Below are 16,350 nucleotides of genomic sequence, written 5' to 3'. Positions count from 1 at the left end.
TTGCGGATGCTCACATTAATGAATACTCCGAATCATACAGGCGTAAAAATCAGCGGCGATTATTTTGACTTGGATGAATTGAACCAAGCCATTTATCACATCATCGGCGATGAAAAGAAATACTATGACTATGCGGGCTCCCGTATGCGCATCCTTGGAATCGCCTACGAAGTTCGGCATGCAGCCCAAGGTGACCGGAATGTGGAATCCGTATTCAACGGTCTCCATGACCACACGAAGAAACAGCACGGTTTTATCGCTCCGGACAAAAACATCTATTTTTCTACCGAAATTCTTTGGCCCGAACTCCTCTATGCGGCTCTTGCCTTGAAGGAATTTTCTGCCTTGCATCGGCAGCAAGCCAAGAGTTCCGAATGGGATGTGCATTTGCCGGTTATTCAGCGATTTCAGGCACTCATCCTCGACTGCCTCCACGGCCAAGTACCGGAAGAAGAATATCAGGCAATCCTGAAAACGTTCCAGGAAGCACCTTCTTTAGAAGACTACGCTGTTCAATATGTCGATTTTTTAAACCTGAAATACATTGAAATGCCTAAAGCCCAAAAGGAAAAGACGCTGCCGTTAATAGCGATGAAGATAGCAGCCCAGGACAAAGATTATGCGGCTTTTCGCAATCAGGTATTGGCGGCTTCCAACCCTGAAAAACGGCCGATCCATGAAATCCGGCTTCAAGCTGAGTATCCGGAAGACATCGTTTGGTAAAAAAACAAAAGGCTTACGTTAGGTCAGTGTAAGCCTTTTTCTTATGGTTTAATTCGTTTCAACTAATCCATTCCTTCTTATCTACGCTCTCCCTCCTATGCCCCAGCGAATCAATCCAAGCGCTTCCCCGTTTAAAGCCGTTATTCTAAGGGGTATACCTTCTATAAGACCAATTTGCTACGATACAGGAGTGATTCGAATGAAAAAATTGATAGTTCCTTTTGCTTTTCTTTTATTGCTTGGCGCTTGCGGAAGCGAAGATCCTGAACCGGCCGACGGCGCACAAACTGAAGTGGGCGCTACAGAAGGCGAACTGGATCCTACCGCACCTGAAGCAGTCGATGAAGCAGAACCGGTTGAATTTTCTGCTTTGACTGATGGGACCATTGAAGAAGGGGATCCGGTATCCCTCTCAGGCACTGCCGAAGAGCTGACGGATGACGGGGCTTTCCCAGCCTTTATCATGAGCAATGGAGAAGAAGAGATTTTCGTTCGGAATATCGCGGAGACTACGGTTGAAGCGGGTGATTCGGTTACTATCCAAGGCATCTTCGAAGGCGACGCAGAAGAAGACATGCCGCTTGTTTCTGCATCGGTTATTGAAGTGGCTGAATAAAAAAAGATGAATTCCGGTTATCCCGGAATTCATCTTTTTTATGGACCCATTACTCCACCAATTGGATAAATTGGCGTGTCCGTTCATTTTTTGGATTCTCGAAGAAGGTTTTTGGATCTGCATCTTCGATGATGACGCCTTTATCCAGCATGATGACGCGGTCCGCCACTTCTTTCGCAAACTTCATCTCATGCGTGACGACGACCATCGTCATGCCTTCTTCTGCCAGCTGCTTCATGACCTGCAGCACTTCCCCTACAAGTTCCGGATCCAGTGCCGAAGTCGGCTCATCAAACAACAGAACTTTCGGCTCCATAGCCAAAGCACGGGCAATGGCTACCCGCTGCTTCTGTCCACCGGAAAGTTTGCTTGGGTAGACTTCCGCTTTATCGGCAAGCCCTACTTTTTCAAGAAGACTGCGTCCCAGCTGCTTCGCTTTTTCCTTATCCATTTTTTTAACGATGATTGGTGCTTCAATCACATTTTCCAATACCGTTTTATGGGGAAAAAGATTAAAGTGCTGGAATACCATGCCGACTTCAGCACGGATATTCGCAAGCTTGTCTTTTTTCGGGTTGATCGTATGGCCATCGATTGTAATTTTCCCGCTATTCATTTCTTCCAGAAAATTAAAGCAGCGCAGAAGTGTGCTTTTCCCTGAGCCACTGACCCCGACAAGAACGACAACTTCTTTCGGCTGCACTTGCAAATCGATGCCTTTCAACACTTCCAAGTCTCCGAAGGATTTATGGATATTTTCTCCGATAATCATGATTTGTCCCACCTTTACGCTTTGTCTACATCCAGTCTGTTTTCATACCATCTGACAATGTATGTGAAAATCATGACCAATACTAAATAATAGAAACCGACAACGATGAAGGTCTCGAACTGTTTAAAAGAACTGGCTGCCGAACGGTTGGCTACTGAGAACAGTTCCGCTACTCCGATCATCCACACAAGAGATGAATCTTTCAGCGTAATGATGAACTGGTTGCCAAGCGGTGGAATGGAACGACGAAGCGCCTGCGGAAAAACAATTCTCCGCATCGCTTGATTGTTCGTCATTCCAAGAGCCCGGCTGGCCTCTGTCTGGCCCGAATCGATGCCCTGGATAGCACCGCGGAAAATCTCCGCAATATAAGCTCCGTTATGGACACCAAGCGCAATGGCACCTGCCCAGAAATTATCTAAAATAATCAATTGCGTAATCCCGAAATACAGGAACATAATTTGAACCAGCAAAGGGGTTCCGCGAATAATGGTAATGTATAGATTGGCAATCCCTTGAAGGATTTTGGAATTCGATATTTTCATCAGTGCGAAGAACAACCCCAGCACTGTACCGAGCACCACCGAAATCGCTGTGAGTTCAAGCGTAATAACGACGGCCTCCAAAAATCCAGGATAAGTAGTCATAAAAATATCGAATATCGTACGAAGTGTCTCCATGGCGATTTCCCTCCCTCAGTTTAGCGCAGAACTTCAATTCCTTCTGTCTCTACTTCAAGAAGGTTGGTGCCGAACCATTTTTCGGAGATCTCTGCATAAGTTCCATTTTCAACGATTGCATCCAAAGCTCTGTTAATTTCATCTAGCAGTTCTTTATCTTCTTTGCGGACAGCAATAGCCGCTTCTTCAATCCATAGGTTATCCCCGATATCTTTAATTTCGAGGCCGGCATTTTGCGCTTCAAATCCGACAACATCGGCTGTGATGACTGCATCTACACGCCCAGGCACCAAGTCTTGCAAAGCGACTACATCACTGTTGTAATATTGGATGTCATCCGTATATTCTTTGGCAGCAGGTTCGTACGTTGTTTGGGCAACGATTCCGATTTTCTTGCCTTCCAAATCCGCTGCTTCTTTAATGTCCGTATTGCCTTCAGCTACCCAGATTTTCCCGCCGGACAAGTAGTACGGATCTGAGAACGCGACCGTTTCAGAGCGTTCATCCGTAATCGCCATCGAACCGATGATGGCATCAAATTTATTGCCGATCAACCCTTGGATGATCGTTTCAAAAGGGTTGGTTACCGGATTATGCTCAAGGCCCATCTCTTCTGCGAGCGCAGCTCCGATTTCAATGTCAAAGCCCGTCAATTGGCCGCCTTCTTCATAGTTGAATGGTTTATAAAGTCCGCTGGCAGCTGTCGTGAATTTGCCTTCTTCCAACAGATTCAATCCGCTGTCTCCGCCGCCTTCAGAACTTGACGAACCGGAAGATCCTGAGGAATCATCCGACCCTCCGCATGCTGCCATAAGCATTCCAGCCGATAAAATAACCCCTAAAAATGATAATTTCTTTTTCAAAGTAATCTCCCCTTTTTTTATGAATGGCCAAATCGGCTAAGCCGTTTGGGAATTGCCGGTGATTGAGCACGTTCTAATAAAAAATGTCATTCTCCCGATAGACAGCTTCCACCTTCGCTAAATTGTCACGGACTTTAGCATGGTCCTTTACATAAACAAATCGCATGATGGATGTTAATAACGCATGGACGGCTGTATAGGAATCGATGTTCAAATTGGAAGTGACTGTCACAATCAGCGAAGCATCGGCATACTGCACGGCTGGAGATTCGATGGAATCTGTCAGGACAATAATTTCAGCCCCTTTGCCTTTAGCGGTTTTCAGCAATCCGTCCAGCTGCTTTGTGTAGCGCGGAAAGGCAAACGCGATAACTAAGTCGCCTGCAGCTGCCTTTGCCAGCCTGCTGTAGCTCTGGCTATTGTCAGGCATCAGCATCTCCGCTTTCCCAAGCGACATATTGAGCCATTCGGAAAACCAGTGGATCAGTCCAAAATCAAAAAAATTTCCGGTTATACAAATATTCTTCGCTTGGCTGATTCGATCGACTACATAGAGCAGCTTGTCCTCGTCCATCGCCTTTTTCAGTTTGACGATGCTTGAAATATCCGCATCCAGCAAGTTTTCCAAAAAAGATTGGTCAGCCAGTGGCTCCGGCTGCTCTTCCTCCACTTTTTCAATGCGCTCCTGCGCCAATTTTCGCTGTACGATCTGTTGAAATTCCGCATAGCCTTTGTAGCCCAGTTTTTGCGTCCACCGAATCACCGTTGATTCACTGACATTTACTCTCTTTCCTACTTCGAGAGCGGATGAAAATGCAAGAAAAATGGGTTCTTGAAAAAACAAATCTCCTACCTTTTTTTGCCCGGAACTAAAATCTTTATAAGAATCCGAGACCTTTCGCAGTAAATCCTGCATATTCTACGCCCCCAAAACAAGAACTTACTCAATACCACAAATTAAGCATACTATTCTGCAGGAATTCCTGCAACCATTCTCTGAAAATTCATCTTTGTTAAAAAAACCTAAACAATTGAAAAATGTAACAAACTTTTGTGTCAGGCCTGCGCACTTCTGTACGTGCGGTATATTTCTTACGCAATACGAATCAAATCCAGTTATGTAAATCGAGCTATAAAATCATCAAAAAAATTTAGAGGAAAGAGTACAATATGCAGGATTTCGGAGACTTAGAAAAAGCATTCCCTAGTCCTTCGATTTTTAAACGCTATTTCAAATTCCTGTAAATGATTTCGTTAAATTAACCGGGAGATATTTCTGCAAAAGGAGGGTATGGAGAAAATAGAGGGTGATCGACGCTATTTTTCCTCGAATGTTCTATACTCGTTGTATAACTATTGTATCGGAGTGATGAGATTGGCTTTGGAAGATTGGATCTTTCGACTGTTTTTATTTTGGTACGGCATCGGCATTATCTTGCTGGGATTTGATATCCTCCCTGTTTGGCTTGAGTGGGCAAATGCTTTCTTTCTAATCCTTTCAGGCACATTAGGTTTTCTTTATTTCCTAAAAAGATTCGGGACTGCCACAGGTTCCATTCTAGGGGCTGTTATTTTCATTTTCACCTTTGTCGTTGAAGGCATGGGGGCTGGCATCGGATTTCTGTTCGGTTCCTATGATTACACGGAGAAGTTTGCACCGAATGTTTTCGGCGTTCCCATTGCCATCGGTTTCGCTTGGCTGATGGTTATGGCGACCACTCACGTGCTGGCGCGCTGGATCTATCCATCGGGCGGTGTGTTTTATGCCGTTATCGGCGGAATCGGGGCTGTCATTATGGACTTGATCATCGATCCGGTCGCTTATCTCATTAAGGGCTATTGGATTTGGGAAGACGGCGGATTGTACTATGATATTCCTTGGACCAATTTCTTCGGCTGGTTTGTGGTAGCGTTCCTCTTACATATGCTGATCGATTGGCTGATGAAGCGGAAATCGGCAGCCGTCTATGCTGAAGTTCCGGAAAAACGCATGGCTTTGCTCTATGTATTGATGGTCGCCATGTTCGTAATGCTCGCTTTGCTTGGAAAACTTTGGCTCGCGGCCGGCTTAAGCGCTGCCTTAACCGCGATTTTCTGGATGACCGCCTGGAGAAGGAGGACCTTATGATTAAAGCGAAAAAGAAAAAATCATTTGAGCTCGCCTTTGATTCGTATTTGAGGCCGTTGCTCCGTTCTTCTTTTTCCAATCTTTTTGGACGGGGCATCGAGGCCCCGCCAAAAAAGCCGGTCATCTTCATCGCCAATCACAGTTCCTGGTGGGATGGCCTGATTTTCTTTTATTTGAACAAATATTTCTGGAAGCACGATATCCACATGATGATGCATGAAAGCGGATTGATACGCTATCCGTATTTCCGTTTTCTCGGCGCCTTTTCAATCAATCGAAAAAAACCGAAAGACATCATGGCTTCACTTGAATATACCGAGCAGCTGCTAAAGGAAGGGAAATCGGTGGTGTTATTTCCGCAAGGCGATGAATTTCATCAGGAAAGCCGTCCGCTGACTTTTCATAGCGGGGTCATCTATCTGCTGGAGCGCTGCCCGGACATTCCGATCATCCCCGTCAGCCTTTACTATTCGTTTCGCCATGAAAGAAAACCGGAGGTCTGGATCGACCAAAAAAAGGAATTTTACTTCCAAGATATTTCAGGCAGCAAAAGGAAAGGAAAAACCGCTTTTTTAGAAGCTTTTTGTACAGAACAGCTGGATGAATTAAAGGGTTTCGTTGTCGCTGAACAGACAGAAGCTTTTCAAGAACTCCGCAAGAGGAGGAACCGGTGATGCTCATCCTCTATATAATTCTCCTTTCCTGTTTTTTGCTTTGGACCATCTTCAACAGCCTGTTCCTCCCATCGCTGCCGATGGTCTTTTCCATCAAAGAAAAGCCGTTGGTTTCGGTGTTGGTTCCGATGCGAAACGAAGAACGGAATGTCAAGACCATTATCGCTTCGATGAAAGCTTTGAGCTATCCGCACGTGGAACTGATCGTGCTGAACGATCAATCCACCGACCGGACACAGGAATTGCTGGAGCAGGAAATCGCTGAGGACTCCCGCTTTCACATCATCCAAGGAAAAGAACTGCCGGATGGGTGGGTCGGGAAAGTCCATGCGTGCCATCAGCTGCAGCAAGCGGCGCACGGCGATTATTTGCTGTTTGCCGATGCGGACATCCGCTTCCATCCTTCAAGCGTCGGGCAGACCCTTTCTTTAATGCAGCAAAAAAAGGCAGCTTTGCTTTCCGGCTTCCCTGCCTTTGATGTGCCTCCGCTGCTCAGCAAACTGATGGTGCCGATGCTTCATTTTGTGGTGTTTTTCCACTTGCCGGTCGCACTGGCCAATTATACGAAAATGCCGGCAGCTACTGCCGCAAATGGAATGTGGATGATGTTCGAGCGAAAGAGCTATGATGAGATTGGCGGACATGCTGCTGTACGCGGCTCCCTTGTAGAAGACGTACATATCGCCAGAAAGATCAAAGCTTCCGGCCGCAAAATGCTGTTGGCAAATATCACCAAATCGGTTCGTTGCCGCATGTACGAAAAAAACAGCGAAGTGTGGGAAGGCTTTCTCAAAAACAGCTATACCGGAATCGGCAAGTCCCCGCTTATCGCTTGCGGCCTGACTGTTTTCTATGCGCTATTTTATATGGCTCCTTTATTTTTAGCGGTCTTCGGTTTAGCTAAAGGCGAAGTTCTCTTGATCCTCCCCTACTTGCTGACCGTGCTGCAGCAAGGCTATGTCCTGCTTAAGACGCAGCAGCGAGTTCTTCTCGCCTTCCTCATGCCTTTTCAAGCCGCAGCAATGATCGCTGTACTGCTCGCCGCCATGTGGAAATCCTGGCGGAAAAAGACTTACTCTTGGAAAGGCAGGCAATATTCATGAAAAACGCAATCATCATCGGAGCCGGGCTCGGCGGCTTGTCTGCCGCAGTCACGCTTGCCCATGCCGGATTCAATGTTCAATTGATCGAAAAAAATAGCCATTTTGGCGGAAAACTCATGCCGGTGAAATTAGGCAGCCATCATTTCGATTTCGGGCCCAATACCATCACCATGCCCCAAGTCTTTCGAGACATCATCGAACAAACCGGTGAATCGGCTGAAGATTATTTCGAACTGCTCCCTGTGAAAATGCACACACGAAATCATTTTCCAGACGGCACACAGATCGATTTCAGCTCGGACGCCAGTGAAATGATCCGCCAGCTGCAGGCTTTTTCTGAAAAAGATGCCAGGCGCTATCCCGAGTTCATCAAAGAAGTGAGCCGCTTATACGAAATGTCCGAACGCTATTTTTTCCCTTCCATTTTCCAATCATGGACGGATTACCTTTCGCCTTCTTTAGGGAAATCTCTTTTTAAGGTACGGCCATTGGAAAATATGCATCATTTCTTTTCACGCTATTTTTCAAGCCCACAGTTTCTCCAAGCGCTCGACCGGTACGCGACTTATATCGGTTCTTCCCCATTTAAAGCACCGGCAACATTTTCCATGATCGCTTATCTTGAACTGGTGCAGGGGGTTTTCTATGCCAAAGGAGGCAACGTTACAATCGCCAACGGTTTTGCAGCAGCCGCAGAGAAACAAGGCGCGGTTCTGCGGAAAAATACAGAGGTTTCAAAAATTCTGGTTAAAGACAAAAAGGCAGTGGGCGTTGAATTGGCCGACGGCTCTAAATTGGAAGCGGATCTCGTCATTCTAAATGGAGATCTGCTGTCCGCTTTTCCAAAACTGGTCGGTGAAGAACACCGCCCTTCTTTTAAAGATGCTAAAATCAGCCGGTTCGAACCTTCCATCTCTGCCTTTGTCATCACAGCCGCATTGAATAAACGTTTAGACGGCTTAAAGCATCACAATGTCTTTTTCTCAAACGATTACGAGAAAGAATTCCATGAATTATTTGCGCTGAAAGATTATAGCGAAGAGCCCACCATCTATATCAGCAACTCTTCCTATACCGACCCGGCCATCTCACCGGATGGCGATAATCTCTTCATTCTGGTCAACGCTCCTGCACTTGATGATAACGGCAAGCTTCAAATTGATCCGGAACGATACAAAGAAAAAATCTACGATTATTTGGAACGCTACGGAATCGATGTGAGAAGCTCGCTGATCGAAGACAAAGTCTTTACCTCTTCCTATATCCAGGAAAAGTTTGGAGCGTATCAAGGGGCATTGTACGGCCCTTCTTCGCATCGCAAAAAAGATGCTTTCCTTCGGCCTTCCAATGCCAGCAGCGACATCAAAGACCTGTATTTTATCGGCGGCAGCACCCATCCAGGCGGCGGGTCTCCTATGGTGACAATGAGCGGCCAGAATTTAGCCAAACGGCTTATCAAAAAATACAAGTAAACAAAAAAGGCGCAGGGAAATGGACCATTTCCCTGCGCCTTTTTATTCGCGGCATTTGATTACAGACAAGCAAGAATCGCTTTCTTCGATTCATCCGGCACAAAATGCTTTTCATGGAAGACATTGTAGTGTTTCGCGCGGATAGTAGTAAGAATTTCTTTATACACAAGCCCGGCCCCTTTTACAGGAATTCTGGCGTCCATCGGATATTCATGGATGGTTTCGAAAGCGGAACGGTAGTAATGTTCAGCCAGTTCGGCCATTTCTTCCCACATTGCGATAAATTCAGGACTAACAGTACCGGCATACAGTTCCTCTTCATCAAATCCATTTTTTTGCATCACTTCACTCGGCAGGTAAATCCGGCCGATCTTTAAGTCTTCCCCGATGTCCCGTAAAATATTCGTAATTTGCATCGCATGTCCCAAAGCAATCGCCCCTTCGCGAAGCACCTGGGTTTTGTTCGGCGCAAGAATCGGCAAAAGCATCAAACCGACCGTGCTGGCTACGTGATAGCTGTAAGTCAATAATTCTTCTACGGTATAATAGCGTTTGATGGTCAAGTCCATTTCCTGGCCTTTGATCAAGGCATGAAACGGCTCAGCCTCCATGTCATAACGGTCAAAAACATCCGCTAAAGCGACCCACATCGGATTTTCCGCGTCAAAATTGCCTCGCAGGAACTCATGGAACTCCTGCTTGAAGTTTTCCAGCTCTACTGCCGGATTATCCCCTTCATCTACGATATCATCGACAGTCCGGCAAAATGTATACACGCCCCAAACCGCTTTCTTCTTCGCTTTCGGCAATAAAGAAAATGTGCGGTAAAAACTTTTGGAGTTTGCTGCAATCACTTCTTCACAATAAAGATAGGCTTCTTTTACATCCATTATGAATCGCTCCCTTCACTCGTTAAATCCCGTTGGACTTGTTCAGCGAGTAGTTTTGCTCCTTGCATAACAATTGGAATGCCTCCCCCTGGGTGGACCGAAGCCCCGACTGCATAAAGCCCTCCGGTTTTAAAAGGCTTGACTTGCGGGCGGAAAACCCCTGATTGAAACAGGGTCGGCCCGATTCCAAAACTGCCTCCCTGAAACAGTCCAAAAGCCTCGGCATCAGTAGGCGTACGCACTTCCATCCATTCCACGGCTTCTTTAAACCCTGGGAATGCCAGTTCTTCCATGCGGTCAATAACGCCGTCAATCCATTCTTTTTCATCTGCCCATTGAATATCCGTGCCTGCAGGGACTGGAATCAATACATACATAACGCCTTTTCCTTCCGGCGCAAGCGAATCATCGATGATGGAGGGATGGAAGGTGTAGAAAGCCGGATCGTCAGGCAATTTTTTATCTGAAAACACCTGTTTCATATGATCGGTGTAACTTTTTCCAATGAAAAACTGATGGACATTCGCCTGTTGATAAACACGGTCCAAACCAAAATAAAGCAGGACACACCCTGAAGAAGGGGTAAATTCCTTTTTTTTCGTTTGCGGCAAAACTTCTCGAATGGACGGGAAGTCTCCATTATAGATTACGGCATCGAAGCCTTTAAATCCTTCTTTTGTTTCGATTCCTTTGACTTTATCTTGCTCAATGGCAATATGATCAACCGGCACGCCCGTATGTATCTTTAGATTCGGGCGGCTCCTTAATTCCTGCTCCAAAAGCGGAATAAGGCTTCCATATCCGCCTTTTAAATAATGCACGCCGTGTTCATGCTCACTGAACGGCACGAGCGAATACATTGCGGGTGCGTTGAAAGGATTTCCCCCGATATAAAGCGCCTGCAGCGTATAAGCTAATTGGAGCCGCTCATCCCGGAAATAATTGGACATCAGTTTCTTCACCGATTGCTGGGGTTTCAGCTTCAACAGATTCTTGACGTTGCCCGGAGTCCAAAAATCCGATTTCTTTACAAAAGAATGTTCAAGGAAGGCAGACTTGCCGATTTCGAAGCGTTCCCGCCCTTCTGCCATAAATCGCAGAAATCCTTCTTTTTCACCAGGGAATTCGCGTTCCACTTCTTCGGCTTGCCGTTGAATATCCGGGTATTTCGTGTAGACTTTCCCGTCCGGAAAACGGATCGTGTAAAGAGGATCGCAAAGCAGCAGCTCGTATCGCTCTTTCGATATCCCGGCTTCCCCTAATAATTCCTGAAACATTTCAGGAAGCAGAACGATGGTCGGCCCTTCATCAATTCGATAGCCGTCTTTTTCAACAAAGCGAAGGCGTCCGCCTAATTGGCTGTCCTTTTCATAAATGGTGACATCATGCCCTTGCTTTGTCAGGTATAACGCTCCCATTAAACCTCCTACGCCTCCGCCGATGATTGCGATGTTCATGCAAATCCCTCCAATGCAGGAAGCGGAGAGACCGGAAGCGTTTTTCTTCCATGCTGTTCCAGGATGCCATTGGTCGAAATACGGGCAGATTCAAGAATGGTCGGAAGCCCGCTTCCGGGATGGGTGCCTCCGCCGACAAGCCAGCAATTATCCAATTCTTCAAATTTATTGTGAGGACGGAAAACCATCATTTGGGTCAATTGGTGGCCTAAATTAAAGGTCGCCCCTTTATACACCGAATAATCCTGCTCCCAGCCAAAAGGAGTCAGCAATTTTTCTACTTCGATATGGTCGCGCAGCCCTTTGAATTGCGTTTTTTCTTCTATGATGTCGAGCACCAGATCCCGGAAAGCTTCCTGCTCATTTTCCCAGCCGATATCGCTAAAATTGTTTGGAACAGGAGCAAGAATATATAAAGCCGATTTGCCTTCCGGCGCAAGCGTCGGATCGGTTACACTGGCATTCTGGATGTAAATGGAAGGATCTTCAGAAAGGATGCGGGAATTGGTTATTTCCTCTACATTTTTCTTATAGTCCTTCGAAAAGACGATGGTATGGTGCGACAAGTCATATTTCTTATCAAGCCCCAGGTAGATCATAAACGTCGAACAAGAATATTTCTTTTTCTCCAATTTTTCCGGCGTGTATTTTTTGAGAATGCCGGGCTCGACCAGGTGATTCATCACATGGGCAAAATCTCCATTGATGACGACTTCATCCGCCTCGATGCGTGTTCCGTCTTCGAGATCCAAACCTTTCACGGCCCGATTTTCAATCCATAGTTTTTTGACCCCTCGGCCAGTATGGATTTTCCCGCCTAACTCTTCCACCACTTTCGCCATCGCTTGAGAAAGTTGGTTTACGCCGCCGATCGGATGGAAGATGCCGTATGCATGTTCCATATAAGAAAGAATCGAAAAAGCGCCCGGACATTCCCACGGAGACATTCCTAGATACTTGGATTGGAATGCAAAAGCCATCTTCAGCCGCTCATCTTTAAAATACCGCGACAGCACTTGATAAAGCGTCTTGTTAACCTCAAGTTCAGGCAATGCTTTAATCACTTTCGGCTGCATCATATGGATGAATTTATCCATTCGTGATTGGAGAATCGGCGACAGTGCTTCTAATTTTTTCCCGGTTTCCTTCATAAACCGTTCATAGCCTTCTCCATTGCCTTTGAAGTTCTCATCAATTTGCGCTCTCATTTCTTTATGATTCCGCGTCATGACCAAACTCTGGTCTTCAAATATCAATTCATACATCGGATCCAGTTCAATTGCTTCCATGTAATCGGTCAACTTGCGTCCGGTAGCCTCAAACAATTCTTCAACGATATGCAGCATGCTCAAAAAAGTCGGTCCCGTGTCAAAAGTGAAATCTCCTAACTTCAACTCGGCATTGCGCCCTCCGACTTTTTCATTTTTTTCGTAGACGTCTACTTTGTAGCCTTTGCCTGCCAATAGCATGGCTGCTGCCAATCCGCCCGGCCCTGCTCCTACTACTGCTATGCGTTCTCTCATCTATATGACCCCATTCCGCTTCAAATGTCCTGTATAAATTATATTTTTATTATACAAATACTATACGACTTATCGTGAAAAAACACTAGAAATAAGCTTTTTAAATTCTGAAAAATAATTTATTTTCCTTTTCTTTCTAGATGCGAATCAGTTCTAACTTTCCCTCTTTCCCATTCTTGAAAACAAATAAACCACACGCTATCCAAATAGATGCAAAAAAAAGCGCTGAATCAATCTTTAGTCGATTGAATCAGCGCTTCTATGTCATTGTTCATTTACTTAAGAATCTTAATTTTTACGTTTTTGCGTCCCCATTTAAGGGCATTGCTTTTCGATGGCATAAAAACATCGATTTTATTGCCTTTGATAGCACTTCCAGTGTCACCAGCAACAGCGTAGCCGTAGCCTTCAACATACACTTTCGTCCCAAGTTTGATCACTTTTGGATCTACGGCAATGACTTTAAGGCCTGGGTTTTTCTTTAAGTTCAATCCGGTTCTTGTAATTCCTGAGCAGCCTTTGCATGATGCTGTATAAGCAGATGCAGAAACTGTGAATTCTTTCACCACTGAACCTGAAGTAGAACGCGAAGGCGTTTTTGTCTTAGATGCAGTTTTCGCTGCAGACTTTACCAGTTTCAGCTTTTGTTTCGGATGGATCGTATTAGATTTCAAGTTATTCCATGACTTTAAATTTGCGACAGATACCTTTTGTGTTTTTGCTATTTTATATAATGTGTCTCCACTTTTAACCGTATAGGTAGATGATGCTGCTGAGCTCTCAAGCGACATGCCAAGGAACAAAACCAGTGCAAAACTCAATACTATTAGTAGTTTTTTCAAGCTGTTCTCTCCTTCTTTGTTTTAGCAGTACAATTAAAATAGCACTTAAACATTACAATTGTGTAACATTCAATAGGTCATTTTATTACAATTGGGTTCTTTTTTGTGACAAAAGTACCTCTGAATATTCAAAACAATCCGTATCCTTTCTTTTTTCCATAAGAAAAAAGCGGCTCTGTATCAACAGAACCGCTTTTTGAGCACATTATTTATTGGCTTTATGGACCTTCAATGTCTTGCCTTTGACCGTCTTCTCTTTCATCGCTTTAAGCACCATCGGGCCTTTGCCGTTTAAGATGTCAATATAGGTTACCGTATCCTGGATCTTAATGATTCCGATGTCTTCTGCCGTCATCCCCGGAATGCTTGTTAAGGTTCCGACAAAATCAAAAGCACGCAGTTTCTTTTTCTTGCCGCCGTTGAAATATAACTTCATGATGTCTTTGTTGACCAATTCGTTTTTGTTTTTCTTGAGCTTTGGCCGGCTTTCCATTTTTTCAGTGAATGCTGTCTCTGCCTGCGCTACTCTTTCCTGAGACGGCGCATCATGCCGATCCAGCTCAAATCCGATATAGGATTCAATTTCATGTAAAAACTTATCTTCGTAAGGCGTTGCAAACGTAATCGCTTTTCCGGTCTTGCCGGCGCGGCCCGTTCTTCCGGCACGGTGAACATAGCTTTCTTTTTCTAACGGAAGATCGTAGTTGATGACATGGGTGATACTGTCGATATCGATTCCCCGAGCCGCTACATCCGTCGCTATCAAATAGCGGAATTCTCCGCGTTTAAAATCATTCATCACTTCAAAACGGTCTTCCTGCACCATTCCTCCGTGCAATTTATCGCATGTATAGTAATGCTTTTCAAGCTGATCCATGACGAAATCCACATTGTCTTTTGTCCGGCAAAAGATGATGCAGCTGTCTGGATTTTCGATAATTGTAACGTCCCGCAGAAGTGAAAACTTCCTTTTTTCATCGACCACATAAAGTAAATGCTCAATCTGATCCGTCAACGTCTGTGTCGAAGCGATTTCGATATGCTCCGGAATGTTCATGTATTTTTGCTGCAGTTTTTCAACGTTTTCCGGCAATGTCGCAGAAAACAGCATGGTCGTCCGTTCTTTCGGCAATTTGTTGATGATGGCTTCCACTTGCTCGATAAAGCCCATATTCAACATTTCATCCGCTTCGTCCAGAACCAAATAAGCGATGCGGCTCAAGTCGATCGTTCCCCGTTCAATATGATCGAGTACACGGCCCGGCGTCCCTACCACCACATGGCATTTCTGCTTCAATTCGGCTTGCTGGTACGCGAAAGGCTGTTTGCCGTAAACTGCAGCTGCTTTTATGCGTTTAAAGCGCCCAATGTTGGTAATATCTTCTTTTACTTGGTCGGCCAATTCGCGTGTAGGCGTCAAAATCAATGCTTGCGGCTTATTTTCTTCCCAATCCACAAGTTCACAGATCGGTATGCCGAATGCCGCAGTTTTTCCGCTCCCGGTTTGCGATTTTACCGCGACATCCGTCTTCTTTAGTGCAGCCGGCATCACTTTTTCCTGTACTTCTGTCGGGCTCTTATAGCCAAGGCCTTCAAGGGCCCGCAAAATCGGTTCACTTAGTTGAAAATCATTGAATGGTTGATTGCTCATTTATTATTGCTCCTTTTCCGTTCAAAAACGTACACCTTCCTCCATTATGTCACGGATCGGATTTTTTTGCCGTAAATCAATTATTGAAATTATGGTTACTGATCCAGAAGGCTGACGGAAACTTTCACTTCAAGGGACTGGCTGCCGCCGCGGTAGACGCCTTGGACCAGGCTGACATCGTTATAATCCCGTCCCACTCCGACGCGAATATGATGTTCCAGCGCTTCCACGTTATTGGTCGGATCCAGGCCGACCCAGCCGATTCCCGGCACCATCACTTCCACCCAGGCATGGCTTGCCGCATCTCCGACAAGCGCCGAATTTTCGCCCACGTACAAATAGCCGCTCACATAACGCGCCGGAATCTGTTTGGCCCGCAAAATTCCCAGCATGACATGGGTCAGGTCTTGGCAAACCCCTTTCCGCAATTCAAATGACTCTTCCGCTTTTGTCGACACATTGGTCGATTCTCCATCATAAGTAAAATGGCTATGGATGTATTCCATGACGTCAATCGAATACTGCACCGGATTCTTCATCTCTCCTAATTCTTCATCCACCCGCGCCATTTGTTCCGGCGACAGGTAAGTGTAAGCGGTATTGCTCAGGAAAGCTAAATAATGTTCGCTGAATAATTGAGAATGGAAAATCGCATTCATTTCCGGCGAATAGTCGATCCGGTGGATAAATGGGCTTTTCTGGATGCTGACAATCGAGGTTGCTTTCACTTCAAGATGCTCATGATGCTCCGCAATGAAAAAGGTTTCGACGTGGTTCCCCCAAATATCGATATGTTCCTTTGTTACAGAAGCAGGAGTAATGTCAGCCCGGTAAGAAAGCAGACGCTGGCATTCATCGGTTCTGGGCTTCAGCCGGATTGAATTCATGCTTTGGTCGACGATGGATTCATATTTAAAAATATTGGTATGTTCAATTTGATATTTCATAGAACTGAT

Annotated in this window: 16 protein-coding genes; 6 read left to right on the top strand and 10 right to left on the bottom strand. The window is 45.4% G+C overall.

The features are described from left to right. Positions 1–6: 6 nt before the first annotated feature. Both MTR82_RS04805 and MTR82_RS04800 read left to right on the top strand, forming a co-directional pair. Positions 7–723 (top strand): DUF6904 family protein, encoded by a 717-nt coding sequence (locus tag MTR82_RS04805; protein ID WP_246808050.1) that lies wholly within the window; start codon positions 7–9, stop codon positions 721–723. A gap of 199 nt (positions 724–922) precedes the next feature. After that, the gene (locus MTR82_RS04800) at positions 923–1,339 is read left to right on the top strand and encodes a hypothetical protein (RefSeq protein WP_246808043.1); all 417 of its coding nucleotides are present in this window, start codon (positions 923–925) and stop codon (positions 1,337–1,339) included. A 49-nt stretch (positions 1,340–1,388) separates the two neighbouring features. Here MTR82_RS04800 and MTR82_RS04795 read toward each other — a convergent pair whose 3' ends face one another. The 4 genes from MTR82_RS04795 to MTR82_RS04780 form a co-directional block, all read right to left on the bottom strand. Then, entirely contained in the window at positions 1,389–2,111 is a 723-nt protein-coding gene (locus MTR82_RS04795) for an amino acid ABC transporter ATP-binding protein (protein ID WP_052650313.1), read from the bottom strand. Positions 2,112–2,125: 14 nt separating this feature from the next. Further along, positions 2,126–2,791 (bottom strand): amino acid ABC transporter permease, encoded by a 666-nt coding sequence (locus MTR82_RS04790; protein ID WP_235197335.1) that lies wholly within the window; start codon positions 2,789–2,791, stop codon positions 2,126–2,128. 20 nt (positions 2,792–2,811) lie between these two features. Further along, a complete protein-coding gene (locus MTR82_RS04785; RefSeq protein ID WP_246808042.1) occupies positions 2,812–3,654 on the bottom strand; it encodes a transporter substrate-binding domain-containing protein in 843 nt (280 codons plus the stop codon). Positions 3,655–3,727: 73 nt separating this feature from the next. Then, positions 3,728–4,570, bottom strand: coding sequence for a MurR/RpiR family transcriptional regulator (locus MTR82_RS04780; protein ID WP_246808041.1), 843 nt, complete (start codon positions 4,568–4,570; stop codon positions 3,728–3,730). A 453-nt stretch (positions 4,571–5,023) separates the two neighbouring features. On the opposite strand from MTR82_RS04780, the gene MTR82_RS04775 reads away from it, so the two are divergent. The 4 genes from MTR82_RS04775 to MTR82_RS04760 are packed head-to-tail and all read left to right on the top strand — an operon-like array spanning position 5,024 to position 9,031. Continuing rightward, positions 5,024–5,782, top strand: a complete 759-nt coding sequence (locus MTR82_RS04775; protein WP_246808037.1) for a carotenoid biosynthesis protein — start codon at positions 5,024–5,026, stop codon at positions 5,780–5,782. After that, positions 5,779–6,456, top strand: coding sequence for a lysophospholipid acyltransferase family protein (locus MTR82_RS04770; protein ID WP_246808036.1), 678 nt, complete (start codon positions 5,779–5,781; stop codon positions 6,454–6,456). Before MTR82_RS04775 ends, MTR82_RS04770 begins: the two co-directional genes overlap by 4 nt. Continuing rightward, positions 6,456–7,559, top strand: coding sequence for a glycosyltransferase family 2 protein (locus MTR82_RS04765; protein ID WP_246808030.1), 1,104 nt, complete (start codon positions 6,456–6,458; stop codon positions 7,557–7,559). The genes MTR82_RS04770 and MTR82_RS04765 overlap by 1 nt, the downstream gene beginning before the upstream one ends. Continuing rightward, positions 7,556–9,031, top strand: a complete 1,476-nt coding sequence (locus MTR82_RS04760) for a phytoene desaturase family protein (protein WP_246808028.1) — start codon at positions 7,556–7,558, stop codon at positions 9,029–9,031. Before MTR82_RS04765 ends, MTR82_RS04760 begins: the two co-directional genes overlap by 4 nt. A gap of 59 nt (positions 9,032–9,090) precedes the next feature. Here the strand turns inward: MTR82_RS04760 and MTR82_RS04755 are convergent, their stop codons facing one another. The 6 genes from MTR82_RS04755 to MTR82_RS04730 form a co-directional block, all read right to left on the bottom strand. Next, positions 9,091–9,921 carry a phytoene/squalene synthase family protein gene (locus MTR82_RS04755; RefSeq protein WP_246808025.1) on the bottom strand — a complete coding sequence of 277 codons (831 nt, stop codon included), beginning with the start codon at positions 9,919–9,921 and terminating at the stop codon, positions 9,091–9,093. Then, a complete protein-coding gene (locus MTR82_RS04750) occupies positions 9,921–11,378 on the bottom strand; it encodes a phytoene desaturase family protein (RefSeq protein WP_246808023.1) in 1,458 nt (485 codons plus the stop codon). Before MTR82_RS04750 ends, MTR82_RS04755 begins: the two co-directional genes overlap by 1 nt. Next, positions 11,375–12,901, bottom strand: a complete 1,527-nt coding sequence (locus tag MTR82_RS04745) for a phytoene desaturase family protein (RefSeq protein WP_246808022.1) — start codon at positions 12,899–12,901, stop codon at positions 11,375–11,377. The genes MTR82_RS04750 and MTR82_RS04745 overlap by 4 nt, the downstream gene beginning before the upstream one ends. Before the next feature lie 275 nt (positions 12,902–13,176). Next, positions 13,177–13,743 carry a 3D domain-containing protein gene (locus tag MTR82_RS04740; protein WP_246808020.1) on the bottom strand — a complete coding sequence of 189 codons (567 nt, stop codon included), beginning with the start codon at positions 13,741–13,743 and terminating at the stop codon, positions 13,177–13,179. Between the two features lie 205 nt (positions 13,744–13,948). Then, positions 13,949–15,394 carry a DEAD/DEAH box helicase gene (locus tag MTR82_RS04735; protein ID WP_246808016.1) on the bottom strand — a complete coding sequence of 482 codons (1,446 nt, stop codon included), beginning with the start codon at positions 15,392–15,394 and terminating at the stop codon, positions 13,949–13,951. Positions 15,395–15,489: 95 nt separating this feature from the next. Beyond that, the gene (locus tag MTR82_RS04730; RefSeq protein ID WP_425023874.1) at positions 15,490–16,341 is read right to left on the bottom strand and encodes a transglutaminase family protein; all 852 of its coding nucleotides are present in this window, start codon (positions 16,339–16,341) and stop codon (positions 15,490–15,492) included. Positions 16,342–16,350 lie beyond the last annotated feature (9 nt).

It is taken from the genome of Planococcus ruber (genome assembly GCF_022819085.1).
Lineage (GTDB): Bacteria > Bacillota > Bacilli > Bacillales_A > Planococcaceae > Planococcus > Planococcus ruber.
This window is presented reverse-complemented; position numbering and strand designations above follow the sequence as displayed.

Bases quoted from the DNA above. Each gene is read 5' to 3' on its own strand.
- MTR82_RS04730 (WP_425023874.1), bottom strand. From the start codon at position 16,341: ATGAAATATCAAATTGAACATACCAATATTTTTAAATATGAATCCATC.
- MTR82_RS04805 (WP_246808050.1), top strand. From the start codon at position 7: ATGCTCACATTAATGAATACTCCGAATCATACAGGCGTAAAAATCAGC.
- MTR82_RS04745 (WP_246808022.1), bottom strand. From the start codon at position 12,901: ATGAGAGAACGCATAGCAGTAGTAGGAGCAGGGCCGGGCGGATTGGCA.
- MTR82_RS04790 (WP_235197335.1), bottom strand. From the start codon at position 2,791: ATGGAGACACTTCGTACGATATTCGATATTTTTATGACTACTTATCCT.
- MTR82_RS04795 (WP_052650313.1), bottom strand. From the start codon at position 2,111: ATGATTATCGGAGAAAATATCCATAAATCCTTCGGAGACTTGGAAGTG.
- MTR82_RS04765 (WP_246808030.1), top strand. From the start codon at position 6,456: ATGCTCATCCTCTATATAATTCTCCTTTCCTGTTTTTTGCTTTGGACC.
- MTR82_RS04760 (WP_246808028.1), top strand. From the start codon at position 7,556: ATGAAAAACGCAATCATCATCGGAGCCGGGCTCGGCGGCTTGTCTGCC.
- MTR82_RS04780 (WP_246808041.1), bottom strand. From the start codon at position 4,570: ATGCAGGATTTACTGCGAAAGGTCTCGGATTCTTATAAAGATTTTAGT.
- MTR82_RS04755 (WP_246808025.1), bottom strand. From the start codon at position 9,921: ATGGATGTAAAAGAAGCCTATCTTTATTGTGAAGAAGTGATTGCAGCA.
- MTR82_RS04800 (WP_246808043.1), top strand. From the start codon at position 923: ATGAAAAAATTGATAGTTCCTTTTGCTTTTCTTTTATTGCTTGGCGCT.
- MTR82_RS04775 (WP_246808037.1), top strand. From the start codon at position 5,024: ATGAGATTGGCTTTGGAAGATTGGATCTTTCGACTGTTTTTATTTTGG.
- MTR82_RS04750 (WP_246808023.1), bottom strand. From the start codon at position 11,378: ATGAACATCGCAATCATCGGCGGAGGCGTAGGAGGTTTAATGGGAGCG.
- MTR82_RS04735 (WP_246808016.1), bottom strand. From the start codon at position 15,394: ATGAGCAATCAACCATTCAATGATTTTCAACTAAGTGAACCGATTTTG.
- MTR82_RS04770 (WP_246808036.1), top strand. From the start codon at position 5,779: ATGATTAAAGCGAAAAAGAAAAAATCATTTGAGCTCGCCTTTGATTCG.